Raw genomic sequence first — 26,059 nt, forward strand, 5'->3', positions numbered from 1 at the left:
CGGGTGCGTGTACACGGTCGGCGGAAGGCGCTGGCGCTCGCCGCCGTCCTGCTGGCGGGGGCGTCCGGCTGCAGCGGCTCTGCCGGCGGTCCTCCGTCGGCCCCTTCGGCGACCGCGCCGAGCGCCTCGCCCGCGGCGAGCGTCCCCGCCGAGCCGGAGGTGACGCTGGAGGAGGCGGCCGAGGTGTTCGCCACCTTCGCCGCCACCGACCCGGTGCTGCGCGCCTCCGGTGACCTGCGGCTCGCCATGGAGTACGTACGAGACGCGGAGGCGAGGCTGACCGCCGTCGCCTACCTGTCCAGCGCCGGCCGGCCGCCCCGTCACACGTGGGGCCCGCCCACGCTGTACGTGCCGCGCTTCCCGCAGGGCACCGCGTCCCCGTGGTTCTCGGCGCTGGCCGACCGCGACGGCGAGCCGACCCTGCTGACCTTCGCCAAGAACGACGACTGGCGGCTCAGCTCCGCCACCCGGCTGCTCGGCCCCGGTGGCCTGCCGGAGATCGCACTCGATGCCGAGGGGTACGCGACCGCGGTCGCCGACGACGACCGGAGCATCACCATCCGGCCCCAGCTCATCGGCCCGCTGCACGCCACGGTGGCCGAGACCGGCACCGACGGCGCCGCGGCCGGCCTCATCGCCGACGGCCCCTACACCACCGACGTGGCCGAGCAGATCACCGCCGCCCGGGAGAAGGCCAAGAAGAACGGCTTCGCGTACGACTCGATCTTCCAGGCCGGCGACTACCCTCTCTACGCGCTGCGCACCGCCGACGGCGGCGCCGTCATCCAGTACGCGCTCTCCCGCCTCACCACCACGACGACGAAGACGGCGGAGGACGACTACATACCGGTCCCCGAGTCGGCGCGCTGGTCGATCTCGGCGCCGGTGCTCCGCCGCAACCTGCGGCTCACCGAGATCCACACGTACGTGATCGCGGTCCCGCCGTCGTCGGCCCCGGCCGCCGCGGAGGTCGTCGGCCACGCGGGCGCGCTGGTCAAGGCGACCGGTCAGTGACCTGGGGGGCGGCACCGGTCACCCGGTGCCGCCCCGGGCGTCAGCCCTCCTTGCGCGGGAGGGTGCTCGACGCGACCAGGGTGCGGACCGCGCGGAGCGCCACCGACAGCGTGGCCAGGTCGAAGTGGTCGCTCTCCCAGATCTCCGAGAGCGTCTGCCTGCTGCGCCGGACCGCCGCCGAGTTGGCCGCCGACCACCGGGCCAGCCGCTCCTCCGGGGGCAGCCCGGAGTCGCTGTGGACCAGCACGTCGCGGGTGAGCGAGGCGTGCGCGGCGTACAGGTCGTCGCGGAGCGCGGCCCGGGCCATCGCGTTCCAGCGGTTGTCGCGGGGCAGCGCGATGACGCGTTCCCGCAGGCGGGACAGCTGGAGGCGGTCGGCCAGGTCGAAGTAGACCTCGGCGACCTCGTGGACCGGGCGGCCGGTGGCCGCGGAGATCTCCACCAGGTCGAAGGTGGAGTACGCGGGCACCATCGCCGCGACCCGCTCGGCCAGGCCGGCGGGCACGCCGCGGGCCACGAAGGAGTCGCGGCGGTCCTCGAAGGCGGCCAGGTCGGGGCCGGTGAGGAGCTTCGGCAGGTGCCCGAGCAGGCCGTCGACGCCCTTGACGAAGAAGCCGACGGAGCCGGCCAGGTCGAGCGGCGGGCGGCGGTTGGTGAGCAGCCACCGGGTGCCCCGCTCGGCGAGCTTCCGCGCCTCCAGGAGCATGGCGATCTGGGTGGCGGTGTCGACCTGGTTGTCCAGCTCCTCCACCTTGGTGTAGAAGCTGGCGAGGTCGAAGACCTCCCGGGTGACGAGGTAGGCGCGGGCGATGTCCGGCACCGACGCGCCGGTCTCCTCGCCGACCCGGAACAGGAACGTGGTCCCCATCGCGTTGACCAGGTCGTTCACGATGCCGGTGATGATGATCTCGCGCCGCAGCGGGTGCGCGTCCATGTACGTCCGGAACCGCTCGCGCAGCGCCGTCGGGAAGTACGACACGAGCCGCGGTTCGAGGTACGGGTCGTCGGCGAGGTCGCTGTCGAGCAGCTCGGCGTCGGCGACGAGCTTGGTGTAGGCGAGCAGGACGGCGAACTCGGGCGCGGTCAGCCCGAGCCGGGCCTGGCGCCGCTCGGCGAGCGCCTTGTCCGACGGCAGGAACTCCAGCTCCCGGTTGATCTGCCCCTCGCGCTCCAGCCGGCGCAGGTAGCGGGCGTGGATGTGGAGCATCTCGACGGCCTGCGCGCGGGCGGCGGCCAGCACCACGTTCTGCGCGTAGTTGTCGCGCAGCACCAGTTCGGCCACCTCGTCGGTCATCGAGGTGAACAGTTCGTTGCGCTGCTCGTCGGTCAGCCCGCCGTCGCGGACCACCTGGTCGAGCAGGATCTTGATGTTGACCTCGTGGTCGGAGGTGTCGACCCCGGCGGAGTTGTCGATGAAGTCGGCGTTGATGAGGCCGCCGTTCAGCGCGAACTCTATCCGGGCGAGCTGGGTGAAGCCCAGGTTGCCGCCCTCCCCCACGACCTTGCAGCGCAGGTCCGCGGCGTCGACCCGGACCGCGTCGTTGCCCTTGTCGCCGACATCGCCGTGGGACTCGGTGCTCGCCTTGACGTAGGTGCCGATGCCGCCGTTCCACAGCAGGTCGACCGGGGCGCACAGGACGGCGCCGATCAGCTCGTCGGGCGTCATCGTGGACACCTCGGCGGGCAGGCCGAGCGCGTCGCGCATCTCGGGCGTGATCTCGACGGACTTGGCCGTACGGGAGAACACCCCGCCGCCCTTGGAGATCAGCGCCGGGTCGTAGTCGGCCCAGGAGCTGCGCGGCAGCTCGAACAGGCGGCGGCGCTCGGCGTAGGAGCGGGCCGCGTCCGGGTTGGGGTCGACGAAGACGTGGCGGTGGTCGAAGGCGGCGACCAGCCGGATGTGCTGCGAGCGGAGCATGCCGTTGCCGAACACGTCGCCCGACATGTCGCCGATGCCGACCGCGGTGAAGTCGGTCGTCTGCACGTTCACGCCCATGGTGCGGAAGTGGTGCTTGACGGACTCCCAGGCGCCGCGGGCGGTGATGCCCATGCCCTTGTGGTCGTAGCCGATGGACCCGCCGGAGGCGAAGGCGTCGCCGAGCCAGAAGCCGTACTCCTTGGCGACCCCGTTGGCGATGTCGGAGAAGGTCGCGGTGCCCTTGTCGGCGGCGACCACGAGGTAGGTGTCGTCGCCGTCGTGCCGGACCGTGTCGGCCGGGGGCACGACCTCGCCGTCGACCAGGTTGTCGGTGACGTCGAGCAGGCCGGAGATGAACATCCGGTAGCACGCGATGCCCTCGGCCTGCAGGTCCTCCCGGGAGCCGGTCACGGGCGGGCGCTTGACGACGAATCCGCCCTTGGAGCCGGTCGGCACGATGACGGTGTTCTTCACCATCTGGGCCTTGACCAGGCCGAGGATCTCGGTCCGGAAGTCCTCCATCCGGTCGGACCAGCGCAGCCCGCCCCTGGCGACCTTGCCGAAGCGCAGGTGGACGCCCTCCACCCGGGGCGAGTACACGAAGACCTCGTACTGCGGCCGGGGCAGCGGCAGCACGCTGATCGCCTGCGGGTCGAACTTGAGCGCGATGTAGGGCTTCCGCTTCCCGTCGACGCGCTGGTAGTAGTTGGTCCGGAGGGTCGCCTCGATCATCTCCAGGTACGCGCGGAGTATGCGGTCCTCGTCCAGCGAGGCCACCTCCTCCAGCGCGGCCAGGATCTCCTCCTTGACCGCCCCGGTCCGGCTCTCGCGCTCCGCGTCGGGGAGGTGCGGGTCGAGGCGGGCCTCGAAGAGCCGTACCAGCAGCCGGGAGAGCCGCACGTTGCCGAGCAGGACCCGCTCCAGGTAGGGCTGGGAGAAGGCGCTGCCGGCCTGGTGCAGGTACTTGGCGTACACGCGGAGGATCTCGACCTGCTCCGAGGTCAGCCCGGCCTTCAGGATGAGCCGGTTGAAGTCGTCGGCGGGCACGACCTCGTGCCAGAGCGCCCGCAGCCCGTCCTCGAAGAGCCGCCTGAAGTCGTCGGCGCCGAGCTCGTCCGGCGGGGTGCAGCGCAGCCCGAAGTCGTAGACCCAGGCGTTCCTGGTGGCCGGGTCGTTGTCGCGGTCGATCTCGTACGGGCGCTCGTCCACCACCTCGACCCCGAGCCGCTGGATCAGCGGCAGGATCTTCGACAGCGAGATGGGCGACCCGAGCCGGTAGACCTTCAGCCGCAGCTCGCCGTCCGCGGCGTCGCGCGGCTCGTACAGGTCGAGGTCGATCTCGTCGTCGCCGGCGCCTTCGAGCCGCTCCAGGCGGCGCAGGTCGGCCACGGCCGCCTCGGCCGGGAAGTCGGCCTTGTAGCCCTCCGGGAAGGCGTCGTGGTAGCGCTTGACCAGCCCGGGGGCCTCTTCTTCGGAGGTCAGCTCGCGGATGGCCGCGCCGAGGTCGTCCTCCCAGGAGCGGGTGGTGGCGGCCAGGCGCGCCTCCAGCTCCTCGACGTCCACGGCCGGCTGCGGGAGCTGCCTGCCCCGCTCGCCGCGGACGACCACGTGCAGCCGGGCGAGCGCGGAATCCCCTATCGACGCGCTGTAGTCGAGCCCCCTGCCGCCCAGCGCCTCCGTCAGCAGGTCCTGCATCCGCAGGCGGATCTTGGTGGTGTAGCGGTCGCGCGGCAGGTAGATCAGGCAGGAGATGTAGCGGCCGTAGTCGTCGCGGCGCAGGAACAGCTTGACCTGCTTGCGCTCGCGCAGCCGCAGCACGCCGAGCGCGATCGGCAGCAGCTGGCCGACCGAGATCTGGAACAGCTCGTCGCGGGGGAACGTCTCCAGTATCTCGATGAGGTCCTTGCCGTCGTGGCTCTCCGAGGTGAGCCCGGCGGCCTCTATCACGGACTCCAGCTTGCTGCGCAGCACCGGGATGCGGGAGATCGACTCGTTGTAGGCGACGTGCGTGAACAGGCCGAGGAAGCGGCGCTCGCCGATGACCTCGCCCTCGGGGGAGAAGAGCTTGACGCCGATGTAGTCGAGGTAGCTGGCGCGGTGCACGGTGGCGCGCGAGTTGGCCTTGGTGATGATGAGCAGCTGCTTCTCGCGGGCCCGGGCGCGCAGCTCGGCCGGGAGCGAGGAGAAGCTCTCGGAGTGCACCTTGTCGTCACGCAGTATGCCGAGCGCCGCGCCCGGCAGCGTGCGGAGGGTGTCGCCCCGCTCGCCGCTCTCCAGCCGGTACTCGCGGTAGCCGAGGAACGTGAAGTGGCCGTCGGCCAGCCAGCGGAGCAGGTCGACGCTCTCCTCGACCTCCGCGGACGGCAGCGACGGCGGAGGGGTCCCGGCCAGCTCCTCGGCGGTGCGCAGCGCCAGCTCGCGCATCTTGGTGTGGTCCTCGACGGCGTGACGCACGTCGGTGAGCACCCGCCGCAGGTCGGACTCCAGGGACCGGAGGGCCGCGGGGTCGGGCTGGCGGTCGATCTCGAAGTGCATCCACGACTCGACCAGCTCCATCCCGGTCACGTCGTCCTCGCCGCCGGGGAGCATCTTGCCGGTCAGGTCGCGGCGGACCCGGATCTGCGGGTGGACCACCAGGTGGATCCCGATGCTGTGCCGTTCGAGCTCCATGGTGACCGAGTCGACCAGGAACGGCATGTCGTCGGTGACCACCTGGACGACCGAGCGGCCGAGGCCCCAGCCGTCGTGGTCCAGAGTGGGAGTAAAGGCGCGGACGACGGGCCTGCCCTGGGGGCGGGTCTCGGCCATCTTCCGCTGCGCCATCGCGGGACCGTACACGTCCGCCGGGCTGCGATCCAGCAGGTCGTCGGCGTCCACGTGCCGGTAGTAGACGCGCAGGAAGGCCAGTGCCTCCTCGGGGCTCATACGGTCGCCGCTCGCGGCGCACCGTTGCGCGGCGCGCTGGAGCAGCTCGTCCTTGGCCTCATCGAGCGGCATTCAGCTCTCACTCCTTAGTGAGGGTTCGCTGCGCGGGAGCGCCGTGGCGGATCACAGCCTTACCCTGCGTTCCCGCAGCAGGGGAGTAGTGCATGTGTGCTACGGGCACCGTAGCCGCCAGAGCGGCAAGCGCTGAAAGCGGGCTCGCCGAAATGAGACAGCAGCCAGTGACCCTCCTCACCGGACTGCCTGTCGTGGGGGCCGGTCGCAGCGTGCTCGACGCCACCGCACACCTCCCCCACACATCCCCGGTCAGGCGCAACCGGGCGCACGCCTCGCCGTACCGATACCACCCGAAAAGGGCAATGACGTCAACGCGACATCGACATCGGCGGGTCGTCTTCGGATGCGGAGGGCGCCTGCTTGAGCTCGTCGAGCCGGACCGGCACTTCGGCCAGTTCGACGAGCTCGGCCTGGCACTGCTCGCATACCTCGAGGTGGCGCTCGAACGCCTCGTGCTCCGCTTCATCGAGCACGCCGAGGACGTAGGCGGCCACCCCGTCATGCATCAGCCGGCTACCCCCTTGTCCCGCAGCAGTTCACGGAGAGCCCTGATGCCGTAGTAGAGCCTGGACTTCACCGTGCCCGGCGGAATCCCCAGAATCTCCGCCGCTTCACTTATCGTACGGTCCCGTAGGTAGGTCTGCTCAATAACTTGGCGGTGTTCGTCCGACAGCCTGCGCAGAGCGTCCGCCACGACGATCGCGGACAGCGCTCTGTCGGAGCCGTCGGGCACCGCCATCATGTCGACTTCAGGCGGTTCGACCTCGTGAGGCCGAACACTCTTTCGCCGACGTCCGTCGATGACGATCCGGCGGGCCACGGTGAGCAGCCACGCCCAGAGGAGGCCCGGTTCCCATTGCAGTCTGGCCGAGTTCCGCCAGGCACGGACCAGCGTCTCCTGCACCACATCCTCAGCCCACTGCAGATCGTTACCGGTCGACTTGCGTACGTGGCGCAGTAGAGGGCCGCCGAACTCCTGATACAGCACCGCGATGCGGTGCTCAGCCTCGGCATCAGCACTCTCGAACCTGCCGTCGAGGTGACTTAGCACGGGGCACATCTTTACACCTTCGTTATCAGGTTGGTAGCAACTCCGATAACTCCAGTTATTTGTGACTATTCCTAGGGATGGGTGAACCGGCGGCGATAAGTCCGCGTACCTCCCACCATGCACAGGCTTTTGCGTGGCGAAGTAGTGATGTTCGGCGCCTTCGCCCTCGCGGCAGCGGTCACGATCTTCCTGGTCATGCCGCAGGCGAGCACCGCCGCGCTCACCGAGGTGACGCAGACGTCCTCGGGCCCGCTCGGGCCCGCGGACCGCGACTTCCTCGTCAAGGTGCGGCAAGCCGGCCTCTGGGAGATCCCCGTCGGCCAGTGGGCCAAAGAGCGCGGGGACTCCCAGCGCGTCAGAGACGTGGGGGCTCATCTCGTAGAGGATCACCTCAAGCTGGACGCCCAGGTACGCCGGGTGGCGGCCCGGCTGAACGTCCCGCTGCCCGATCGGCCCAGCCCTGACCAGCAACGGTGGATGGCGCAGCTCGCCGCCGAGACCGGTCCGGCCTTCGATCGGGACTTCGCCAGGCTGCTCCGTGCGGCGCATGGCAAGGTGTTCGCCCTCGTGGCGAACGTGAGGGCAGGCACCCGCAACGCCGAGGTCAGGAAGTTCTCGGGAACGGCCGTGACGGTGGTCATGCGGCACATGACGCTGCTGGAGTCCACCGGGCTCGTCAACTACGACGAACTCCCCGAGCCTCCGACGCCCTCACCCGCAGCACCCGCCCCAGCGGCGGTCGACCCGAGGAGACAACCATGAGATCCAGACGCATGGCCGCGGCCATGTCCGCCTTAGCGGTGGTGGCCGGCGGGCTGGTGTCCGCAGTGGTCGTCGGCGGCGCTCAACCGGCTTTCGCGGCCGACTGCGAGATCACCGACCAGCGTCCCCCCGGCGCCCAGCAGGACCAACCTCAGGACCGACCTCAAGACCAGCCCCAGGATCAGCCACAGCAGCGGGACCGCGACCCCCGTGACCAGGGTCAGGGGAACGACCAGCAGGACCAGAACCAGGGGGCCCGGCAGGACCAGCAGGACCAGGGCCGGCAGGGCCAGAACGACGACGCTCAGCAGAACCAGGAGAACCAGCGCCGGGACATCCGGCAGGACCAGGACGACCGGCGCCAGGACAGCCGCCAGGACCAGGAGCAGGGGGCCCAGCAGAACCAGCAGGGCCAGAACCAGGGCGGCGCCCTCGTCCGCGACCCGGACGCCGCCCCCGAGGCCACGGCCGAGACCTTCGGCCGGCGCGACCAGGACCGGGACCGCTTCCGCGACCGGGACAGCGACCGCGACCGCTTCCGGGACCGCTTCCGCGACCCGCGCCGCGGCCGGAACAACCCCCGGCAGCCGTCCCCGTCGCCCTCGCCCACCGGCGGCCAGGCGTCGGACTGCAACGACATCGGCCCGTTCGTCTCCGACTTCGTGGACATCAGGCAGATCGGCCGCAGCCGGCCCGACCCCCGCGCCGGCCGCGGCGGCTCACGCGGCTCGTTCGTGTCGCGCTGCGGCACCAACGGCGAGGGCCACTTCAACCCGGACAACTTCATCGTCGCTCCCGGAGTGCGCAATGGAGCACACCACCTGCACGACTACGTGGGCAACCTGTCGACAGACGCCTTCTCGACCGACGAGAGCCTGGAGGCCGCGGACACCACGTGCCGTCTGGGCGACAAGTCCACGTACTTCTGGCCGGTCCTGCGCGACCGCACGGTCGACGACAACAAGGACGACCCGGACCGCAACGTCGGCAAGGTGCTCCGTCCGCGGTCGGTGACCCTGCAGTTCCGCGGCAACCCGCGTTCCCGTGTCGTGGCGATGCCGCGCTTCCTGCGGATCATCACCGGTGACGCCAAGGCCGCCACCAACGGCACGGCCAACGCCCGCGCCGGCTGGTCCTGCTCCGGCTTCACCAACCGGATCAGCCCCGACAAGTACCCGCTCTGCCCGCGCGGCAGCCAGGTGCTGCGCATCATGGACTTCCCGAGCTGCTGGGACGGCCAGAACACCGACAGCGCCAACCACCGCACGCACATCGTCTTCCCCGACCAGAACGGCGTGTGCCCGCAGGGCACCAGGGCGGTGCCGCAGCTCCGGATGACGCTGGCCTACTCGGTGCCGCGGGGGCCCTCGTTCGCCCTCGACGCCTTCCCAGAGCAGTTGCACAACCCCGTCACCGACCACGGCGACTTCGTGAACGTGATGCCGGACCGGCTCATGGCGCAGGTCGTCGACTGCATCAACCGAGGCCGCCGTTGCTGACCTCCGTCCCCGGGAACGGCAACGAGGCAGAGTGAGGCCCTCCCGAGTCGCACCCTCATCTGACCTTGGAGGGAATGGATGCTCCACAGACGACACCCCCGGCACGCCCCCACTCAGCTGGACACCAGGAACATCCGGCTGGGGGCGAGCGCGTCGATCGCCGCGGTCCTGCTGTCAGTGTTCGCGCTGACGCTGACGGACCGCGGCGTGGAGATGATCGGCCGGGCGGTGAGCTTCCTCGAGTTCTACGCGGGCGTGCTGGCGCTGGTATCCCTGACGGCGACGGTCGCGCTGGGGTTGCTCACCACCGAACGGGTTTTCCTGTCCCCGGCGAACCGGGTCCGTGCGCAGCTCGCGCACCGGGCCGCCGCGTTCGCCGGGACGGCGTTCCTGCTCACGCACGTAGCGCTCATGATCTCGCTGAAGCACGTCCCGCCGGCCGCCGCCGTGATCCCCGTCGCGGGGCTCTACGTCGGGTTCGGGACGCTCGCCTTCGACGCGATGGTCGTGGTCGTGATCACGGGGATCGTACGGGGGAGATTCGCGGTGACCGGCAGGCCGTGGGTGTGGCGGCTGATGCACGCCTCGGCCTACGTGGCCTGGCCGGTCGCCATCTTGCACGGCCTGACGGCGGGCCGGTTCGCGGCGGCCTGGGTCGCCTGGTCGTACATCGCGAGCCTGGCCGCCGTCGCGTCGGCGCTGCTCGTAAGACTGCTGGCCACGATGCTGAGACCGCCGCAGGTCGCGGAGTGGGTCGACGCGCCCGAGGCCAGTGAGGCACCCGTCGGGGTGCCCGCGGGGGTCAACGCGCCGGTGAGCCTCGCCGAGGCCCGGCGGAAGTTCCGGGAGGCGGGATGATCCCGCCCATGATCGACCAGGAGAAGTCGTGATCCCCCACTCGGTGCCGCGTGTGCTGCGGCTGGGGCCGGCCCGGCTCACCGCCGGACTCGACCACACCAGGAGGCTGGATCTGCCGGCGCACCGGACGCTCCACGGCGACCAGGTGCCCCGCACGCTCGACGACATCATCGCCCAGGTGGAGGCGGTGGACATGCGCGGGCGCGGCGGCGCGGCGTTCCCGTTCGCACGCAAGCTGCGGGCGGTCGCCGACGCCGCCGGCTCGGGCGAGTGCGTCGTCCTGGTGAACGGGGCCGAGGGGGAGCCCGCCAGTTCCAAGGACGCGATGCTGCTGGTCCGCAACCCGCATCTGGTGCTGGACGGCGCCGTGCTGGCGGCGGAGGCGCTCAACGCCCGCGAGGTGGTGGTCGCCACCGTGGCGGGCGAGGTGGCCGAGTCGTCGATCAAGGCCGCCGTGGCCGAGCGGCGCGCCGCCAACGTGGCGGGCGCCGCCGAGAGCCGCATCGGGATCCGCGTCGTGGGCTTGCAGGAGCGGTTCATCTCGGGCGAGGGCGGCGCGCTGGTACGCGCCGTCAACGGCCTGGAGCCGGTGCCGCCCGGCCGCAAGCGGCGGGCGAGCACCAGCGGCGTGGACGGCCTGCCCACCCTGCTGTCGAACACCGAGACGTTCGCGCAGCTCGCGGTGCTGATCGAGCTCGGCGCCGAGCAGTACGCGAAGGTCGGCACCAGCCGGGAGCCCGGGACCATCCTGCTGACGGTGAGCGGCGGGGCCGCGAACCCGGCGGTGGTGGAGGCCCCGACGGGCACGCGGCTGATCGACGTGCTCGACGTGTGCGACGCGGAGATCGGCGACGGCGTGCTCATCGGCGGCTACCACGGCGCCTGGCTGGACGCCCGCACGGCGATGTCGGCGATCGTCTCGCGCGAGGGCATGAAGGTGGCGGGCGGCAGCCTGGGGGCGGGCATCGTGGTGCCGCTCGGCGAGTCGACCTGCCCGGTGGGCGAGGCGGCCCGGGTGGCCGCCTATCTCGCGGCCCAGTCGTCCGGCCAGTGCGGGCCGTGCCGGCTGGGCCTGCCCGACGTGGCCAGGGGCCTGACGGCGCTGTCGGAGGGCACCGGCTCGATCGACGCGGTGCGCCGTTCGGTGCGGGTGGTGGAGCGGCGGGGGGCCTGCTTCCACCCGGACGGCACGGCCAGGTTCGTGCTGTCGTCGCTGGACGCGTTCGAGGAGGACATCGCGCTCCACCTGGAGCACGGCTCGTGCGGGCGGCCGGTGCGCGGCGTGCTGCCGCTGCCGGAGCGCGAGGACGAGCCGGAGTACCGCCTGGACGTGGACTGGACCCGCTGCCAGGGGCACGGGCTCTGCGCCCACCTGCTGCCGGAGTTCGTGGAGCTGGACGACTACGGGTTCCCGTCGTTCAAGCCGGTGCCCGGGTGGATGCTCAAGGAGGCGAACCGGGCCGTGGACATGTGCCCGGCGCTGGCGCTGCGGCTGGCCGAGGCCCGGTGATCGGGGACGGGTGACTACAGGCCGAGCAGCGGCAGGCACGGGCCCAGGTGGTGGATCTCGATCCCCTCCGCAGGGGGCCATGCGGCGCGGGGCAGGCGGAAGTTGCGCGTGACGACCGGCCTGCCCTGCCGCCGGTGCAGCGTGATGCCGTCGTCGCGGTAGCCGAGCTTCCGGGTGACCGCGATCGAGGAGTGGTTGTCCTCGAACGCCGAGGTGGTCGCGTACACGGCGCCGAGCCCGGCGAAGGCCAGGTGGAGGACGGCGGCGCGCATCTCGGTGCCGATGCCCATGCCGTGGAACCTGCGGCCCAGCCAGGACCCCGACGACACCTCGCGCAGGATCGTGAAGTCCTCGGCCGTCAGCCCCTGCGTGCCGACGATCTGGCCTTCGAAGAGCACCACGAAGTCGAGGCTCCACTTGTCCGGGGACAGCTCACCCCACCTGGCGAAGTGGTACTGGACGACGCTGCGGGCGCGCTCGGCCGGGGCCGCCTCCGACCAGGGGAACACGAACGGCATGACGCCGGCCTCGTGCACGCCCTCGGCCGCGCGGTCCGCGAGCTCGTCCAGGTCGTCGAGCGAGGGGTAGCGGAGTTCGAGGCGCGGTGTGGTGATGGAGAGCTGGAAAAACGGCCAATTCCGCATGATGCCGCATATTCCCACCAATAAATCGCGCTAGCGAGCCATTTTCTCTGAGTGTCAAGTATCCGAACACAAGTGGTCATCGGGCGAGAGCAGGCGCCAGCGGGCAGGCCTCACGCCGGAACCTGCCCGGAGGCGTACCGAACGCGCGCTTGAACGCGTTGGCGAACGCGAACTCCGAGCCGTACCCGACCCGCCGGGCCACCTCGCTCAGCGGCGCGTCCGTCGAGCGCAGCAGCCGCGAGGCGAGGTTGAGCCGCCACCAGGTCAGGTAGCCGAGCGGCGGCTGCCCCACCAGCGCGGCGAAGCGGCGGGCGAAGGCGGCCCGCGAGAGCCCGGCCAGCCCGGCGAGCGAGGCGACCGTCCACGGATGGGCCGGGTCGCGGTGGACGGCCTCCAGGGCGGCGCTGATGCCGGGATCGGCGAGGGCGGCGGCCCAGCCGCCGGCCTCGCAGTACTCGGACTCCAGGTCCAGGTAGGCGCGGAGGATGTAGAGCAGCAGGGTGTCGAGCAGGGACGCCACGACGGTGTCGGCGCCGAGCCCCGGGTTCGCGATCTCGGCGGCGAGCAGGTCGACGGCCGCCCGCAGCTCCCGGCGCTCCCCCAGGCGCGCGGGCAGGTGGATCGTCTCCGGCAGCTCGCGCAGGATCGGGTGACCGTTCGCCCGGTCGAGCCGGTAGCCGCCGCAGAGCGTCGCCGTGACCGCGCCGGACCCGCCCGCCGAGGCGGAGGCGAACAGCTCGATGTCGTCGCCGGGCTCGCAGACCCAGTCGGGGATCGGGGTGGACGGCGAGTCGGCCAGCGCGTAGCCGTGGCCGTGCGGGAAGAAGAGCACGTCGCCCACGTGGAGCTGGACCGGCTCCCCCGTGTCGGGGATCAGCCAGCAGGACCCTTGAAGGATCACCTGGAACCCGGCCGAACCCGGCATCACGGCGAAGCGCTGCCCCCACGGAGCCTGCCAGGTGACGCGCATCGAGTGCGGCCGGCCGATGCGCATGCCCGCGATCACATCACTGAGTACGTCCACGCCGGGAGTCTAAGCCCGTAGACGCTCACGTAAAAAACCTGGATCTTGACACATTGGAAGTCGCACCCGTCCCTCCTACTGTTGCTCGCGGCGAAAGGAGTGCCTGTTGGTCACGACGCTGATGCGCGCCGCGCGCATCCACGAGTACGGCGACCCCGGCGTGATCCGGATCGAGGACGCCCCCAGGCCCGCGCCGCGGTCCCCGTGGCCGGGCTGACTACCCCTGCACCGCAGGTCCGAGGCGGGACAGATCCGCGGAAAGATCATCATCACTCTCTGAGGAGTTTTTTCATGATCAAGATTGGCATCATCATCGGCAGCACGCGGCCGGGCCGTTCCGGGGAGAGCGTCGCCCGGTGGGTGCACGACCTGGCGGTCAAGCGCGGCGACGCCGACTACCAGCTGGTCGACCTGGCGGACTTCGCGCTGCCGCACCTGGACGAGACGCTGCCCGCCGCCGCCGGCCAGCAGTACGAGCGAGCCCACACCAGGGCGTGGTCCGACCGGATCACGGAGTTCGACGGCTTCGTGTTCGTCACCCCGGAGTACAACCATTCGATCACCGGGGCGCTGAAGAACGCCATCGACTTCCTGTACCACGAGTGGTCCGACAAGGCGGCAGGGCTGGTCAGCTACGGCGTCGACGGCGGCGCCCGGGCGGCCGAGCACCTGCGCCAGGTGCTCGGCCGGCTCAAGGTCGCCGACGTGCCCGCCCAGGTCACGCTCTCGCTCTACACCGACTTCGAGGACATGAGCAGGTTCTGCCCCGGCCCGCATCAGGAGGAGCGGGTCACGACCATGCTCGACCAGGTCGGCGCCTGGGCGAAGGCGCTCCGGCCGGTCAGGGCGTGAAGTAGCGCAGCACTTCGGGGTTGGCCATCGCGTCCGGGTTGGCCGCCTGCTCGACGGGGGTGCCGAGCAGGATCTTGCGTACGGGGACTTCGAGCTTCTTGCCGGACAGCGTGCGGGGGATGCCGGGGACGGCGTGGATCTCGTCGGGCACGTGCCGGGGCGACAACTCCTTGCGCAGCGTCGTACGGAGCTCCTGCTCCAGCTCGGGGGTCAGCTCGGCCCCCTCGGCGAGCGTCACGTACAGCAGCAGCCGCCCCTCCTGGCCGAGCTGGCCGGTGTCGATGACGAGGCTGTCGGCCACCTCGCCGAACCGCTCCACGACCCGGTAGAACTCGCTGGTGCCCATCCGCACCCCGCCCCGGTTGAGGGTCGAGTCGGAGCGGCCGTAGATGACGCAGCTGCCGTCGTCGTTCAGCTTGATCCAGTCGCCGTGGCGCCAGACGCCCGGGTAGACGTCGAAGTAGCTGTCGCGGTAGCGCTCGCCGCCGGGGTCGTTCCAGAACATGACCGGCATCGACGGCATCGGCGCGGTGAGGACCAGTTCGCCCACCTCGCCCACCACCGGCCTGCCCTCGGGGTCGAAGGACTCCACCTTCGCCCCGAGGGACCGGCACGGGATGACCCCGGCCCTGATCGGGTGGAGCGGGGTGGCGCCGACGAACCCGGTGCACACGTCGGTGCCGCCGGAGAACGACCCGACCGGCACCCCGGGCAGCTGCTCGGCCACCCAGGCGAACCCCTCGGGCGGCAGCGGCGACCCGGTCGAGCCGACCCCGCGCAGCCGTTCCAGCCCTTCGGGGACGACCCCGGCCTTCATCGAGGCCATGATGTACGGCGCGCCCGTCCCGAAGTACGTCACCCCCTCGGCGGCGGCGATCCGCCAGAGCACGGCGGGCGACGGATACCCGGCCGAGCCGTCGTACAGCACCGGGGTGGCGCCCACCAGCAGCGCGCCGACGAGGTAGTTCCACATCATCCAGCCGGTGGTGGTGTACCAGAAGAACACATCGCCCTCGCCCAGGTCCTGGTGGAAGGAGAGCGACTTGAGGTGCTCCAGCACGATCCCGCCGTGGCCGTGCACGATCGGCTTGGGCAGCCCGGTGGTGCCGCTGGAGTAGAGGATCCAGAGCGGGTGGCCGAACGGCACCCGCTCGAACTCCAGCGGCCCCTCCTCGGCCCGCAGCCCCTCCCAGCCGATCACGTCGCCGTGCGGCAGCTCGCGCGTGGTCTGCGTCGCGGGCTCGGCCTCCTGCGGCGGCCGTCCCTCCGCCGCGGCGGCCAGGTACGGGATCCAGACGGTGGCGCGCAGGCTGGGCAGCCCGGCGGCGATCTCGTTGACCGCGGCCGTGCGGTCGAAGTCCTTGCCGTTGTAGCGGTAGCCGTCGACAGCGATGAGCACCTTGGGCTCGATCTGCTTGAACCGGTCGATCACGCTGGGCACCCCGAAGTCGGGCGAGCCCGCCGACCAGATGGCGCCGAGCGAGGCGGTCGCCAGGAACGCGATCAGCGCCTGCGGGATGTTCGGCAGGTAGGCGGCCACCCGGTCGCCGCGCCCGACGCCGAGCCGCACCAGGCCGGCGCGGACCCGGGCGACCTCCTCGCGCAGCTCCGCGTACGACATCTCCCGGCGGGCGCCGTCCTCCGAGACGAACACCAGCGCGGTGCCGTCGGTGCGCCGCAGCGCGTTCTCCGCGTAGTTGAGGCTGGATCCGGTGAACCACGTGGCGTCCGGCATCGTCCCGGAGAGGACGGGCCCGTCGCCGCGCTCGCCGACCACCCCGAAGTAGTCCCAGACCGACGACCAGAACGCGGCCGGGTCGTCGACCGACCACTGCCACACCTCTTCGTAGGCCGCACCCGGGCGGCCCAGCCACTCCAGATACCGCGTGAGATGGGCGCGGGCCACGATCTCGCCGGTCGGCTCCCAGAGAAGTGCACCTTCAGCAACCATGTCCCCATCCTGTCGGCAGGCCGGGCGGGTTTCATACCCGCGAGCCCACATAACTTGCTAGCGCCTTAGGTGGTCCACCGCCATACGGGCGGCGGTGCCGATCACCGCGTCGGCGCGCGGCTGGTTGAGCGCGGGGCTGAAGGATCGGGTGACGACCGCCACCGCGTAGCGCCCCCCGTCGGGGTACTCGACCACGCCCGCCTCGCCGCGCATCGTCGGCAGCGTCCCGGTCTTCCCGCTGACCGCCACGTCGTCGTACGGGAAACCGGAGGCGAGCCGGTGCGGCCAGACCTGGAGGTTGAGCACGGCGCGCATCCACGCGCAGCACTCGGGCGAGGCGGCCTCGTCGCGCCAGATCAGCCCGAGCAGGCGGGCCAGCTCGCGCGGCGTGCTGCGGTTGGTGCGGCGGGGGTCGAGCGCCCGCATCCGGGCCAGGTCCTCCGGGTCGAGGTACGGCCAGCCGTGCCCGGTGTCCTCGGCCATGCTGGCGTTGGTCTCCCCAGCGCCCATCAGCACCCGGGTGGCCTCGAACCCGAAGCCTTCCAGCATGGCGTTGACCGCGTCCATGCCGACCCTGGCCAGCAGCGCGTCGGCGGCGGTGTTGTCGCTCACCGCGATCATCAGGTAGGCCAGGTCGCGCAGCGACATGGTGACGTCGTCGAGCATGGCCGACAGCCCGGTCGGCCCGGAGACCCGCTCGGCGCCTCTCACGGTCACCCGGCCGGACAGGTCGAGCCGCCCGGCGTCCGCCTGCCGGCAGAGCTCGACCAGCAGCGCCACCTTGAACATCGAGGCGATCGGCAGCCACTCGTCGGGGTCGTGGCCGACCTCCCGCCCGGAGTCGAGGTCGGTGGCGAACAGCCAGCCCGTCACCCCGGCCACCCGGAACAGCTCACCGAACACCGGCCCGATCATGCCAGCATCCCCGGCCTCCGGCTGACCCGCCGCACGGGGGCCGCCGCCTCGTCCGTCATCCCCGCCCGCTCCTTCAGAATCCGTACGGTCAGCGCGGAGAAGTCCTTGACCGCGTCCGTCTCGGCGCGCCAGGCCGTGGAGACGCGGTAGGCGATGGGCGAGCCCAGCAGCGGGCGCCAGGCCAGGCCCGGCACCTCCGTCCTGGGCGCGAACGCCACCGCCATCCCGGCCAGCACCAGCCCCAGCCCGGCGCCCTGGTGGATCCGGCCGGGCACGTAGCCGTGGCGGCGGCACTCGGCCAGCGCCTCGGCGTGCATCCCGGGCTCCCCTTCCTTGGGCGGCATCACCAGCTCGCGCCCGGCGAGGTCGGCCAGGTGCAGCTCGCCCGAGCCGGCCAGCGGGTCGCTCTCCGCCAGCAGCACGCCCTGCGGCTGCACCAGCAGCGGGCCGAAGCCGAGCCCGGGGGCGTTCACCGGGTGGCGCACCAGGCCCACGTCGATCGTGCCGCCGGTCAGCGCCGTCACCTGGTCGGCCGTCCAGATCTCCGACGGCGACAGCCGTACCTCCGGGTTGGCCTCGCGGAAGCCCTCCACCAGGGCGGCGATCACGGCGGCGGCCAGGTCGGGCGGGACACCGACCTTCAGCACGGCGCCCTCGCCGTGCCTGGCCAGCTCGTGCAGCCGGTCGACCCGGTCGACGATCTCCCTGGCCTCGCCGAGCAGCCGCAGGCCCGCGTCGGTCAGCCGGACCTGGCGCCCGCCGCGGTCGAACAGCCGCACGCCCAGCTCCTCCTCCAGGCGCTTGATGCGCTGGCTGAGCGGCGGCTGGGCCATGCCGAGCCGGATCGCGGCGTTGCCGAAATGGAGCTCCTCCGCGAGTACGGTGAAGTACCGGAGGTGCCGGACCAGGTCCATGACCAGCTACTATATCGGGACCCATATCAATGCATGGGATATATCGGTATTGGACAGGTCGTGTCGGCCTCTGCTGTCCTCGCCTCATGTCTTCACCACTGGGGGAACTTTCACAACTTCGGCCGGAGGCTCCTCTCCGGCGCAGACGCCGATGGCCGTGGATCGGCGCGGCGATCATGGTGCCGGTACTCGCGGCGGCGGGGGCCGTATGGGCGCTGCGCACCACCGGCTCGCCGGAAGAGGTGGCCGACGCCTACCTCAGCGCGTGGGAGGGCGGCGCCTACGCGGAAATGCGGGAGCTCGTCGCCGACCCGCCCGCCGACTTCGAGCGCATCCACCGGCGCTTCCTCGCCGACCTCAAGGCCGAGCGGATCGCCCTGGAGCGCCACGTCCCGACCGGCGTCTTCGCCGCGAGCGGCGCCTCCACCGGCTCGGTCCACTTCCACGCCGCCGTGCAGGGCGCGGCCGACTTCCGGTACGAGGGGGAACTCAAGTTCGTCGAGCGGGACCGTACCTGGAAGATCGACTGGAGCCCGGCCACCCTCCACCCCGACCTGACCGCGGACCGGACGATCCGGGCCGTCCGCGTCAAGGACGAGCCCACGCCCGTGCTCGCCGCCGACGGCACCCGCGTCGACACCCCCGACGCCCCCGGCTCCGTGCAGCAGCTCGTCGAGGGCCTGCGCGAGACCTACCCCGACCGGTTCCACGAGGGCGCGACGAACCACGTCCGGCTGTACGAGGGCGGCAGGCCCATCGAGACCCTGTCGGGCACCAGCGAGAAGGAACCGGTGCGCCTCACGATCGACCTGAAAGTGCACGCCGCCGGAGCCGCGGCGCTGGAGAACGTCGGCAAACCGGCCGCGCTCGTGGCACTACGGCCCTCCACCGGGGAAGTGCTGGCCGTGGTGAACAAGCCGGGCGGGTTCAACCGGGCGCTGCTCGGCAAGTACCCGCCGGGCTCCACCTTCAAGGTCGTCACCGCCGCCGCGCTCGTCGCCGGCGGGGCCGAACCGGACGCCCAGGTGTCCTGCCCGGCCCAGCAGAACATCGGCGGCTTCCCGTTCCGCAACGCCGGATACAAGGACTTCGGCACCCTGTCGTTCCGCGACGCCTTCGCGCACTCGTGCAACACCACCTTCGGCGACCTCACCGTGTCCCGGCTCGGCGCCGGACGCCTGGCCGAGGTGGCGCGGAGCTTCGGCTTCGGCGAGAAGATCGCACCGGGGGTGCCGGCGGTCCGGGCCGAGTTCCCCGCCCCGAAGGACGACACCGACCTCGCCTCCGCCTCCATCGGCCAGGGCCGGGTGCTGGCCAGCCCGCTCAACATGGCCTCGGTGGCCGCCGCCATCTCCTCCGGCGCCTGGCGGCCGCCCCGCGTGGTGGCCGAGGAGATGGTGCCCGACCGCACGCTCCGGCCGCGCCCGCTGGAGAAGGACGTGGTGGCCGCCCTGCGCGACCTCATGCCCGCCGTCGTCACCGACGGCACCGCGCACGCCGTCCGCTTCCCGCCCGGCACCGCCGGCAAGACCGGCACCGCCGAGTACGGCTCAGGCGAAGAGCCGCCCTCCCACGCCTGGTTCATCGGCTACCGCGGCGACCTCGCCTTCGCCGTCGTCGTCGAAGGCGGAGGCGCCGGCGCCTCAGTAGCCGCCCCCATCGCCGCCCGCTTCCTCCGCCAACTCACCTGACCAACCCGCGCCCACCCCCAGCCTGCGCCTGCCTGTCCATCCCGGGCCACCCCACCCAGCCTGCGCCTGCTTGTTCCTCCCGGGCCACCCCGACCACAATGCCCGCCCGCCCCGGGCTGCTGCGAGCCGCCCTGGGCCTTTCCGGTGCTTGCGGTCGGCCTGGTCAGACGGCCTTGCGATCGAGCGGGGTGGTCAGGGTGGCGATGGCCGCCACCACCTCGGCGGCGTTCGAGAGGTCGGGGAGGACGATGTCGGCGCCTGCCTCGCGCAGGTCGGCCGCCGTCGAGCGGCCGGAAGCCACCGCGATCATCTTGGCCCCGCCGATGCGGGCGGTCTGCACGTCACGGGTCGAGTCGCCGATCAGCACCGTGTTGTCCGCCGTGAACGGGACGCCCAGACGGTCCCGCGCCCGGCCCTGGGCGACCTGGAGCAGGCTGGCCTTCGAGTAGGGCTCCTCGCCGTAGCCGCCCAGCTCGAAGTCGACGTACTTGTCCAGCCCGAACGCCCGCAGCTTGAGCATCGCGTTGCTCTTGATCGTGCCGGTCAGCACCGTCTGGGTGACGCCGTCGAGCCGGGCCACGGACCGGAGCGCGTCCTTGGCCCCGGCCATCGCCCGGCCCTCCTTGGCGATCCGCTTGCGCCGGTCGGCGAAGGCCGCGGCCAGCGCGTCGAGGAAGCGCGGCAGGTGATCGTCCTCGGCGACGACGCCGTTGACCGCCAGCGTCTCGAAGATGATCTCGGAGTCGGGCCGGCCCATCGGCGGCACCAGCTTGACCAGCGGTCGCCCCGTCACGGCGCGGAACGCCTCGACGTAGGCGTCCCTGGTCACGATCGACACGTCGACCAGCGTGAGGTCGACGTTCCACAGCACCAAGCGGTTGATGGCAGCCTCCTGAAAGCGAACCCCGCCAGGTTACGGCCAACGGCGCCGCCGGGGCACCGCTCTGTCCGGTTCAGGTATGGTCGAGCGCCGCGGCCAGCGTGTCGACGACCGGGAAGCCGGTCGACTCCAGCTCCGCCCTGCTCGACATGCCGCCGGTGTAGAGCACCGCGCGGGCCCCGACGTGGCGGGCCGCCACCGCGTCGTCCACGCTGTCGCCGATCACCAGCACGTCGCGGGGGCGCACGCCGATCGAGGCGATGTGGGCCGCCATGTGGGCCGCCTTCTCCCCGCCGGTCATGCCGATCAGCCCGTCGACGCGGGTGAAGTGACGGGTGATCCCGAACGAGTCGACCTGCGGCACGAGCTGGGCGTGCGGCGCCATCGAGCAGATCGACTGGGTGCCGTCCCAGGTCGTCAGCGCCACCTCGGCGTCGACGGCCAGCCCGCAGACGCCGCTCAGCTTGTAGTAGGCCTCGTGGAAGCCGTTGTCGAGCAGCTCCCACTCGCCCTCGGTCAGCGGCCTGCCGAGCAGTCGTTCGTACGCGACCCAGATGGGCCTGGTGTAGACGGCGCGGAACGCGTCGGCGTCGAGCGGGGGCAGCTCGTACGGTTTGAAGACCTCGTTGGTGGCTCCGACGACGGCGTCGAGGTCGTGCAGGAGCGTGCCGTTCCAGTCCCAGACGATGTGTTCAGTCATATCGCCGTTCAGCCTAGTGACGAGCGGAGCAGATCGGGGATCTCCTGTGTCGCGTACCACATCAGCTCGTGGGCCTCGGCGCCGTCGACCGTGAAACGGGCGTCGTCGTCGCCCTTGTCGGCGTCGGGCAGCGCGGCGATGGCCGCCTTGACGTCCGCGACCGCGTACTCGTCGTCGACGTGCACGGCCGCCACCTTGGCCATCGGGATCGGCGCGGTCACCCGTACGCGGCCCTTGTCCTCCAGGGCGGCGCCCGCCTCGACGGCGCTGTCGGGCACCTCGGCCGCCACCACGACGCGGCGGTGCCCGCCGGGCACGCCGTCGGCCAGGTCGGCGGCGAGCATGCGCAGCGAGGCGCGGGCGGCCTCGGTGAGCGCGACGTACTCCAGTTCCTCGGTGTCGCCGGAGGCGTACCACTCGATCAGCGCGGGCGTCACCGCGTAACCGGTCAGCGGGGCGGGGCCCAGCTCACCGGCCTCGACGGCCTTGGCCAGCGCGGGCAGCGTGCACGGCAGGTAGACGCGCATCAGGCACCTTTCGCAGTTCGCACGGGCACCATCATGCCCGCCGCAACGGGAGCCGGAGGAGAGACTCGAGCTCGAGGATGGTGGTGTCCGCGTCGCGGTGGTGGATCCCGGCGATGCCGAGCGCGCGGGCCGCCCGGATGTTGGCCTTGATGTCGTCGATGAACACGCACGACTCGCCCGGCTTGCCGATCAGGCCGAGCGCGTGGTGGAAGATGCGCGGCTCCGGCTTGCGCATGCCGACCTCGCCGGAGATGACGACCGCGTCGAAGATCTCGTCCCATCCGTCGCGCTCGTAGGTGTTGGCCCAGGAGTTGGAGAGCAGGCAGGTCTTGACGCCGTGGCCGCGCACCTCGCGCAGCATGTCGTACATCGCCTCGACGCGTTCGAAACCGGCGAACATGCGCTCCAGCAGGCCGTCGGCGACCGGCGGCAGCCCGTCGAGCGTCAGCAGCCGCGCCGCCAGATCCTGCTCGAACGCCTTGCCGTCGATCTCGCCGCGCTCCAGGCCGTGGATGAGGTTCTCCCCCTCGCCGTTGTAGGCGGCGTCGACCAGCTCGCGCATGACCTCCTTGTAGTGATCGCCGTCGATCCGGTCGGCGGCGATCCATCGGGCGATGGCGTCGTTCATGCTGGTGGTCAGCACGCCACCCCAGTCGATCAGCAGCCCGGTGACCACAGACCCTCCACATCGCTTCCCGTGACGGAACCAGATCCAGGGTAGAGGGTCACGGGCTCGGCGGACGCGCCCGGCGACGGGCCTACCCCTGTCGCGGGCTCGGTGGACACGCCCGGCGACGGACCGCGGCCGGACTCACCCCTGTCACGGGCTCAGCGGACGCGCTCGGCGACCTTGCGGTGCTCGGCCGAGCGGACCACCTGGGCGGCCTTCTCCGCGGAGACGACCGGCGTCTTGCCGAGCAGGCCGCGGTCCTTCTTGAGGGTGAGGATCCGGGTGACCGACTGGTCCAGCCGCTTCTGGGAGATCCGCCCCGACTCGACCGCCTTCAGCACCGCCTTGTACTGCTCCGGCATGTCGTTCGGCATCAGCAGCAGGTCGGCCCCGGCCAGCACGGCGCGGACCGCGACCTCGCCGTCGTCGTACTTCACCCTCGCGCCCGCCATGTTGAGCGCGTCGGTGGAGATGACGCCCTTGAAGCCGAGCTCCTTCCTGAGCAGCCCGGTCAGGATCGGCTTGGACAGCGTGGCCGGGTCGCCCGACGGGTCCAGCTTCGGGAAGACGATGTGCGCCGTCATGATCGCGTCGACGCCGGCGGCGATGGCGGCCTTGAACGGCGGCGCGTCCAGCCGCTCCCACTGCGCGCGGGTGTGCTTGATCACGGGCAGGCCGGTGTGGCTGTCGATGCGGGTGTCGCCGTGGCCCGGGAAGTGCTTGGCGGTGGCGGCCACGCCCGCCTGGTCGAAGCCCTTGACGGCCGCGCCGACCATCTTGGCCACCTCGCCGGGATCGTCACCGTACGCGCGCTTGCCGATCACCGGGTTCTTCGGGTCGATGTTGACGTCGGCCACCGGCGCGAAGTCGAGGTTGACGCCGAGCGCCCGCAGCTCCGCGCCGGTGGCCCGGGCCACGTCGCGCGCCAGCGCGGGCTTGCCCGTGGCGCCGATCTCGGCGGCGCCGGGGAAGCGGGTCATGACCGCGGACATCCGCGACACCAGGCCGTTCTCCTGGTCGGTGCCGATCAGCAGCGGGATCTCCGACGACTTCTGCAGCCCGTTGGTGAGCCCGACGACCTGGCGGACGTTCTTGACGTTGGCCGGGAAGAGGATGACACCGCCCAGGTGGTACTTGCCGATGACCTCGGCCGGGGTCTGGGCGCCGTAGCGGGCCTGGTTCTCGCCGGAGACGGTGCCGGCCGCGGTGCCGTAGATGACCGGCATGAACAGCTGGCCGACCTTCTCCCGCACGGTCATCTTCGCCAGCGTCCGCTGCACCGGGTCGCGGGTCGGGGCCTCGACCGCGGTGCCTGCCGTCGTGGGCTGGACGGCGGGCTCCGCCGGGGTCGCCTCGGACGCGGGCGGCTTCGCGGCGGGCGCGACGCTCGCCGCTCCGCCGGCGCACGCCGTGAGCGCCATCGCCAGGAGACCTGCCGTTCCGATCCGTCGCAACATGCTTCCCACGCTATCCGGGTCCCCCCGGGGTACCGCCACTTGTGCAGGTCCCGCCCCTCATCCGGATCTCGCCCGTACACCGCCCTCATCCAGATCCCGCCAGCGCAGCGCCCACCTTCTTACGGGGTGGAGACGATCTCCGCGAGCCGGTCGAGGATCTCCTCCGATCCCTCGCCCTCGGCCTTGATCACGACCTCCTCGCCCTGGCGCACGTCGAGCGCCAGGATCTGCAGGATGCTCTTGCCGCTGACCGGGTCGCCGCCGGACGTCCGCGCCACCGTGATGTCCATCGGGGCCTTCATCGCCGTCTGCACGAACGTGGCCGCGGGCCGGGCGTGCAGCCCCACCTCCGCCGCCACCCTGGCCTTCCGCTCCCCCATCCGCTCCTCCTCAGTCTCCGGTCCGGACCAGCCGGACCTCACGTCCACTGGAACAGCTTGTCGCCGGCCCGTACGGCGCCCTCGGCCAGGGCCGTCACCGTGCCGTCGAGCGCGTCCAGCGCCACCACCGGGCAGACGGGCGAGCGCCCGCCCGCTTCGATCTCGGCGGGATCCCAGGCCACGACCGGCTGGCCGGCGCGGACCCGGTCGCCCTCGGCCGCGAGCAGCCGGAACCCCTTCCCTCTGAGCTGGACCGTGTCGATGCCCAGATGCACCAGCACGCCTCTGCCGTCATCTCCCACGATGACGTACGCATGCGGATGCAGTTTCATGATTTTTCCACTGATGGGGGCAACCGCCGCGCCCGGTCCCCTGCAGGGGTCGATCGCCGCTCCCGGCCCCACCATCCCGGCCGAGAACACCGGATCGGGCACGGCGGACAGCCCCACCGCCGCGCCCTCCACCGGGGCGAGAACAGTCGTCATGGCCTCGCCTTCTAGCCGATGAGGTCCCCGATGTCGCTCGCGATCGTGTCCGCCTCCGGGCCGACGACGACCTGGACCACGTTCCCCGCGGACATCACCCCGTGGGCGCCCGCGGCCCGGAGCGCCGCCTGGTCGACCTTGGACGCGTCGTGGACCTCCGTGCGCAGTCGGGTGATGCAGGGTTCGACGTCGATGATGTTGCCGGCGCCGCCCAGTCCGGCGATGAGCGCGTGCACGTCAGCCGCCATCAGGCCCTCCTCGTCCGTCGCTGTGCGACCAGGCTACTCAGGCGGGGGTCAGTCCGTCTGGGTCACTTTGTTCAGGCCGCGCGGCGCGTCGGGGTCGATGCCCAGCCTCCTGGCGAGCGCCTCGGTGATCAGCTGCCCCGGGATGACGAGGCCCATCGGGGCGACCCATTCGGGCAGGTCGGGGCCGTTCATCGCGGCCGTGCCCGCCTCCGCCAGGGCCCTGCCGCCACCGATCGTGAACGCCGCGGCGCCCGCCGCGACGACCCGCTCGGCCAGCGCGACCGTGCCCTGCAGCGTGGGGCCGCTCTCGGCGGCGATCAGCAGCGCCGGGGTGTCGCGGTCGACGACGGCGATCGGGCCGTGCAGCAGGTCGGCGTACGAGAGGCCCATCGCGTGCAGGTAGCAGGCTTCCTTGAGCTTGAGCGCGGTCTCCAGGGCGGTGGAGAAGGCCAGGCCGCGGGCGGAGACCACCATGCCGTGCTTGTCCGTAAGGCCTTCGACGATCGCGTCCAGGTCGCCCGGCGCGGCGATCAGCTTCTCCACGGCCTCGGGCACCCGCAGCAGGTCGTCCCGGTCCACGTCGGCGCCGAGCCCGAGCGCCAGCACGGCCAGCGCGGCGAGCGCGGTCGTGTAGGTCTTGGTTGCGGGGACCGCCTCCTCTTTGCCGGCGACGGTGCACCAGGCCAGGTCGGCGGAGGCGGCGAGCGGGCTGTCCGGGCCGCCGTTGGTGATGCCTACGGTGACGGCTCCGCAGTCTTTGGCCCAGGCGAGGGTCTCCACGATCTCCTCGGTACGGCCCGACTGCGATATCCCGACGGCCAGCACGCCTTCGAGGTCGAGTTTGCTGCGGTAGGCGGTGGCGATGGAGGGGGCGGCGAGCCCGGACAGCCGCCCGGTGTGCGCTTCCATCAGGTACCGGCCGTAGACTGCCGCGTTGTCGGAGGTGCCACGCGCGATGAACAGCAGTTGCCGGGTCCGCTCGCCCAGCGCGCGTACCTCGTCGATCCTCGGCAGCAGGGAGTCGAGCGTAGCCTGCAGCGCCTCCGGCTGCTCGGCGATCTCGCTGCGCATCTTGGTCATCAGGGGGCTCATTCCTAGGGGAGACTTGA

General features: G+C 71.6%; 24 protein-coding genes. 7 read left to right on the forward strand and 17 right to left on the reverse strand.

Translation table 11 applies throughout. The features are described 5' to 3' along the window. The first annotated feature begins 3 nt into the window (after nt 1-3). Nucleotides 4-1,014, forward strand: a complete 1,011-nt coding sequence (locus tag AB0J42_RS10945) for a hypothetical protein (RefSeq protein ID WP_364291397.1) — start codon at nt 4-6, stop codon at nt 1,012-1,014. Nucleotides 1,015-1,054: 40 nt separating this feature from the next. Here AB0J42_RS10945 and AB0J42_RS10950 read toward each other — a convergent pair whose 3' ends face one another. From AB0J42_RS10950 to AB0J42_RS10960, 3 genes are all read right to left on the reverse strand, one after another. Then, nucleotides 1,055-5,929: an NAD-glutamate dehydrogenase gene (locus AB0J42_RS10950; protein ID WP_364291400.1), complete on the reverse strand. Its 4,875-nt coding sequence runs from the start codon at nt 5,927-5,929 to the stop codon at nt 1,055-1,057. A gap of 311 nt (nt 5,930-6,240) precedes the next feature. Further along, nucleotides 6,241-6,438, reverse strand: coding sequence for a zf-HC2 domain-containing protein (locus AB0J42_RS10955; RefSeq protein WP_364291403.1), 198 nt, complete (start codon nt 6,436-6,438; stop codon nt 6,241-6,243). Further along, nucleotides 6,438-6,983, reverse strand: a complete 546-nt coding sequence (locus AB0J42_RS10960; RefSeq protein ID WP_364291406.1) for a sigma-70 family RNA polymerase sigma factor — start codon at nt 6,981-6,983, stop codon at nt 6,438-6,440. Before AB0J42_RS10960 ends, AB0J42_RS10955 begins: the two co-directional genes overlap by 1 nt. A 129-nt stretch (nt 6,984-7,112) precedes the next feature. On the opposite strand from AB0J42_RS10960, the gene AB0J42_RS10965 reads away from it, so the two are divergent. The 4 genes from AB0J42_RS10965 (at nt 7,113) to AB0J42_RS10980 (ending at nt 11,612) form a co-directional block, all read left to right on the forward strand. Further along, nucleotides 7,113-7,745 carry a DUF4142 domain-containing protein gene (locus tag AB0J42_RS10965; protein ID WP_364291409.1) on the forward strand — a complete coding sequence of 211 codons (633 nt, stop codon included), beginning with the start codon at nt 7,113-7,115 and terminating at the stop codon, nt 7,743-7,745. Beyond that, on the forward strand, nt 7,742-9,244 hold the full coding sequence (locus AB0J42_RS10970) for a DUF1996 domain-containing protein (protein WP_364291412.1): 1,503 nt from the start codon (nt 7,742-7,744) through the stop codon (nt 9,242-9,244). The genes AB0J42_RS10965 and AB0J42_RS10970 overlap by 4 nt, the downstream gene beginning before the upstream one ends. 78 nt (nt 9,245-9,322) lie before the next feature. Beyond that, nucleotides 9,323-10,102, forward strand: coding sequence for a hypothetical protein (locus tag AB0J42_RS10975; RefSeq protein ID WP_364291415.1), 780 nt, complete (start codon nt 9,323-9,325; stop codon nt 10,100-10,102). A gap of 28 nt (nt 10,103-10,130) precedes the next feature. Further along, a complete protein-coding gene (locus tag AB0J42_RS10980; RefSeq protein ID WP_364291418.1) occupies nt 10,131-11,612 on the forward strand; it encodes an NADH-ubiquinone oxidoreductase-F iron-sulfur binding region domain-containing protein in 1,482 nt (493 codons plus the stop codon). Between the two features lie 14 nt (nt 11,613-11,626). Here AB0J42_RS10980 and AB0J42_RS10985 read toward each other — a convergent pair whose 3' ends face one another. Further along, nucleotides 11,627-12,256, reverse strand: a complete 630-nt coding sequence (locus AB0J42_RS10985) for a GNAT family N-acetyltransferase (RefSeq protein WP_364291421.1) — start codon at nt 12,254-12,256, stop codon at nt 11,627-11,629. Nucleotides 12,257-12,332: 76 nt separating this feature from the next. After that, on the reverse strand, nt 12,333-13,280 hold the full coding sequence (locus AB0J42_RS10990) for an AraC family transcriptional regulator (protein ID WP_364291424.1): 948 nt from the start codon (nt 13,278-13,280) through the stop codon (nt 12,333-12,335). A gap of 291 nt (nt 13,281-13,571) precedes the next feature. Here AB0J42_RS10990 and AB0J42_RS10995 point away from each other — a divergent pair, with 291 nt between their 5' ends. Continuing rightward, nucleotides 13,572-14,132: an NAD(P)H-dependent oxidoreductase gene (locus AB0J42_RS10995; protein WP_364291427.1), complete on the forward strand. Its 561-nt coding sequence runs from the start codon at nt 13,572-13,574 to the stop codon at nt 14,130-14,132. Here AB0J42_RS10995 and AB0J42_RS11000 read toward each other — a convergent pair. The 3 genes from AB0J42_RS11000 to AB0J42_RS11010 are packed head-to-tail and all read right to left on the reverse strand — an operon-like array spanning nt 14,122 to nt 17,912. After that, a complete protein-coding gene (locus tag AB0J42_RS11000; protein WP_364291430.1) occupies nt 14,122-16,083 on the reverse strand; it encodes an acetoacetate--CoA ligase in 1,962 nt (653 codons plus the stop codon). The genes AB0J42_RS10995 and AB0J42_RS11000 overlap by 11 nt on opposite strands. Nucleotides 16,084-16,140: 57 nt before the next feature. After that, nucleotides 16,141-16,998, reverse strand: coding sequence for a serine hydrolase (locus tag AB0J42_RS11005; RefSeq protein ID WP_364291433.1), 858 nt, complete (start codon nt 16,996-16,998; stop codon nt 16,141-16,143). Beyond that, on the reverse strand, nt 16,995-17,912 hold the full coding sequence (locus AB0J42_RS11010; RefSeq protein WP_364291436.1) for a LysR substrate-binding domain-containing protein: 918 nt from the start codon (nt 17,910-17,912) through the stop codon (nt 16,995-16,997). The genes AB0J42_RS11005 and AB0J42_RS11010 overlap by 4 nt, the downstream gene beginning before the upstream one ends. A gap of 176 nt (nt 17,913-18,088) precedes the next feature. On the opposite strand from AB0J42_RS11010, the gene AB0J42_RS11015 reads away from it, so the two are divergent. Continuing rightward, nucleotides 18,089-19,603 (forward strand): penicillin-binding transpeptidase domain-containing protein, encoded by a 1,515-nt coding sequence (locus tag AB0J42_RS11015; RefSeq protein WP_364291439.1) that lies wholly within the window; start codon nt 18,089-18,091, stop codon nt 19,601-19,603. A gap of 163 nt (nt 19,604-19,766) precedes the next feature. Here the strand turns inward: AB0J42_RS11015 and AB0J42_RS11020 are convergent, their stop codons facing one another. The 9 genes from AB0J42_RS11020 to AB0J42_RS11060 all read right to left on the reverse strand — a co-directional run bounded on the left by AB0J42_RS11020 (nt 19,767) and on the right by AB0J42_RS11060 (nt 26,042). Continuing rightward, a complete protein-coding gene (locus AB0J42_RS11020; RefSeq protein ID WP_364291820.1) occupies nt 19,767-20,474 on the reverse strand; it encodes a haloacid dehalogenase-like hydrolase in 708 nt (235 codons plus the stop codon). Nucleotides 20,475-20,556: 82 nt separating this feature from the next. Further along, nucleotides 20,557-21,183 carry an HAD hydrolase-like protein gene (locus AB0J42_RS11025; protein ID WP_364291442.1) on the reverse strand — a complete coding sequence of 209 codons (627 nt, stop codon included), beginning with the start codon at nt 21,181-21,183 and terminating at the stop codon, nt 20,557-20,559. Nucleotides 21,184-21,191: 8 nt separating this feature from the next. Further along, nucleotides 21,192-21,710: a hypothetical protein gene (locus AB0J42_RS11030; RefSeq protein WP_364291445.1), complete on the reverse strand. Its 519-nt coding sequence runs from the start codon at nt 21,708-21,710 to the stop codon at nt 21,192-21,194. A 31-nt stretch (nt 21,711-21,741) separates the two neighbouring features. Further along, the gene (locus AB0J42_RS11035; RefSeq protein ID WP_364291448.1) at nt 21,742-22,386 is read right to left on the reverse strand and encodes an HAD family phosphatase; all 645 of its coding nucleotides are present in this window, start codon (nt 22,384-22,386) and stop codon (nt 21,742-21,744) included. Nucleotides 22,387-22,538: 152 nt separating this feature from the next. Further along, nucleotides 22,539-23,837, reverse strand: a complete 1,299-nt coding sequence (gene nagZ / locus AB0J42_RS11040) for a beta-N-acetylhexosaminidase (RefSeq protein ID WP_364291451.1) — start codon at nt 23,835-23,837, stop codon at nt 22,539-22,541. 119 nt (nt 23,838-23,956) lie between these two features. Then, nucleotides 23,957-24,217, reverse strand: a complete 261-nt coding sequence (locus tag AB0J42_RS11045) for an HPr family phosphocarrier protein (protein WP_364291454.1) — start codon at nt 24,215-24,217, stop codon at nt 23,957-23,959. Nucleotides 24,218-24,255: 38 nt separating this feature from the next. After that, nucleotides 24,256-24,702, reverse strand: a complete 447-nt coding sequence (locus tag AB0J42_RS11050) for a PTS glucose transporter subunit IIA (RefSeq protein WP_364291457.1) — start codon at nt 24,700-24,702, stop codon at nt 24,256-24,258. Nucleotides 24,703-24,713: 11 nt separating this feature from the next. Further along, entirely contained in the window at nt 24,714-24,950 is a 237-nt protein-coding gene (locus AB0J42_RS11055) for a PTS glucose/sucrose transporter subunit IIB (protein WP_364291460.1), read from the reverse strand. A gap of 48 nt (nt 24,951-24,998) precedes the next feature. Continuing rightward, entirely contained in the window at nt 24,999-26,042 is a 1,044-nt protein-coding gene (locus tag AB0J42_RS11060) for an SIS domain-containing protein (RefSeq protein ID WP_364291463.1), read from the reverse strand. Nucleotides 26,043-26,059: the final 17 nt, after the last annotated feature.

It is taken from the genome of Nonomuraea sp. NPDC049649, assembly GCF_040675175.1.
GTDB lineage: Bacteria > Actinomycetota > Actinomycetes > Streptosporangiales > Streptosporangiaceae > Nonomuraea.

Coding starts and splice junctions, on each gene's coding strand:
- AB0J42_RS10950 (WP_364291400.1), bottom strand. CDS start 5,929: ATGCCGCTCGATGAGGCCAAGGACGAGCTGCTCCAGCGCGCCGCGCAA.
- AB0J42_RS10955 (WP_364291403.1), bottom strand. CDS start 6,438: ATGCATGACGGGGTGGCCGCCTACGTCCTCGGCGTGCTCGATGAAGCG.
- AB0J42_RS10970 (WP_364291412.1), top strand. CDS start 7,742: ATGAGATCCAGACGCATGGCCGCGGCCATGTCCGCCTTAGCGGTGGTG.
- AB0J42_RS10975 (WP_364291415.1), top strand. CDS start 9,323: ATGCTCCACAGACGACACCCCCGGCACGCCCCCACTCAGCTGGACACC.
- AB0J42_RS10985 (WP_364291421.1), bottom strand. CDS start 12,256: ATGCGGAATTGGCCGTTTTTCCAGCTCTCCATCACCACACCGCGCCTC.
- AB0J42_RS10995 (WP_364291427.1), top strand. CDS start 13,572: ATGATCAAGATTGGCATCATCATCGGCAGCACGCGGCCGGGCCGTTCC.
- AB0J42_RS11000 (WP_364291430.1), bottom strand. CDS start 16,083: ATGGTTGCTGAAGGTGCACTTCTCTGGGAGCCGACCGGCGAGATCGTG.
- AB0J42_RS11005 (WP_364291433.1), bottom strand. CDS start 16,998: ATGATCGGGCCGGTGTTCGGTGAGCTGTTCCGGGTGGCCGGGGTGACG.
- AB0J42_RS11010 (WP_364291436.1), bottom strand. CDS start 17,912: ATGGACCTGGTCCGGCACCTCCGGTACTTCACCGTACTCGCGGAGGAG.
- AB0J42_RS11015 (WP_364291439.1), top strand. CDS start 18,089: ATGGTGCCGGTACTCGCGGCGGCGGGGGCCGTATGGGCGCTGCGCACC.
- AB0J42_RS11025 (WP_364291442.1), bottom strand. CDS start 21,183: ATGACTGAACACATCGTCTGGGACTGGAACGGCACGCTCCTGCACGAC.
- AB0J42_RS11030 (WP_364291445.1), bottom strand. CDS start 21,710: ATGCGCGTCTACCTGCCGTGCACGCTGCCCGCGCTGGCCAAGGCCGTC.
- nagZ (WP_364291451.1), bottom strand. CDS start 23,837: ATGTTGCGACGGATCGGAACGGCAGGTCTCCTGGCGATGGCGCTCACG.
- AB0J42_RS11045 (WP_364291454.1), bottom strand. CDS start 24,217: ATGGGGGAGCGGAAGGCCAGGGTGGCGGCGGAGGTGGGGCTGCACGCC.
- AB0J42_RS11050 (WP_364291457.1), bottom strand. CDS start 24,702: ATGACGACTGTTCTCGCCCCGGTGGAGGGCGCGGCGGTGGGGCTGTCC.
- AB0J42_RS11055 (WP_364291460.1), bottom strand. CDS start 24,950: ATGGCGGCTGACGTGCACGCGCTCATCGCCGGACTGGGCGGCGCCGGC.
- AB0J42_RS11060 (WP_364291463.1), bottom strand. CDS start 26,042: ATGAGCCCCCTGATGACCAAGATGCGCAGCGAGATCGCCGAGCAGCCG.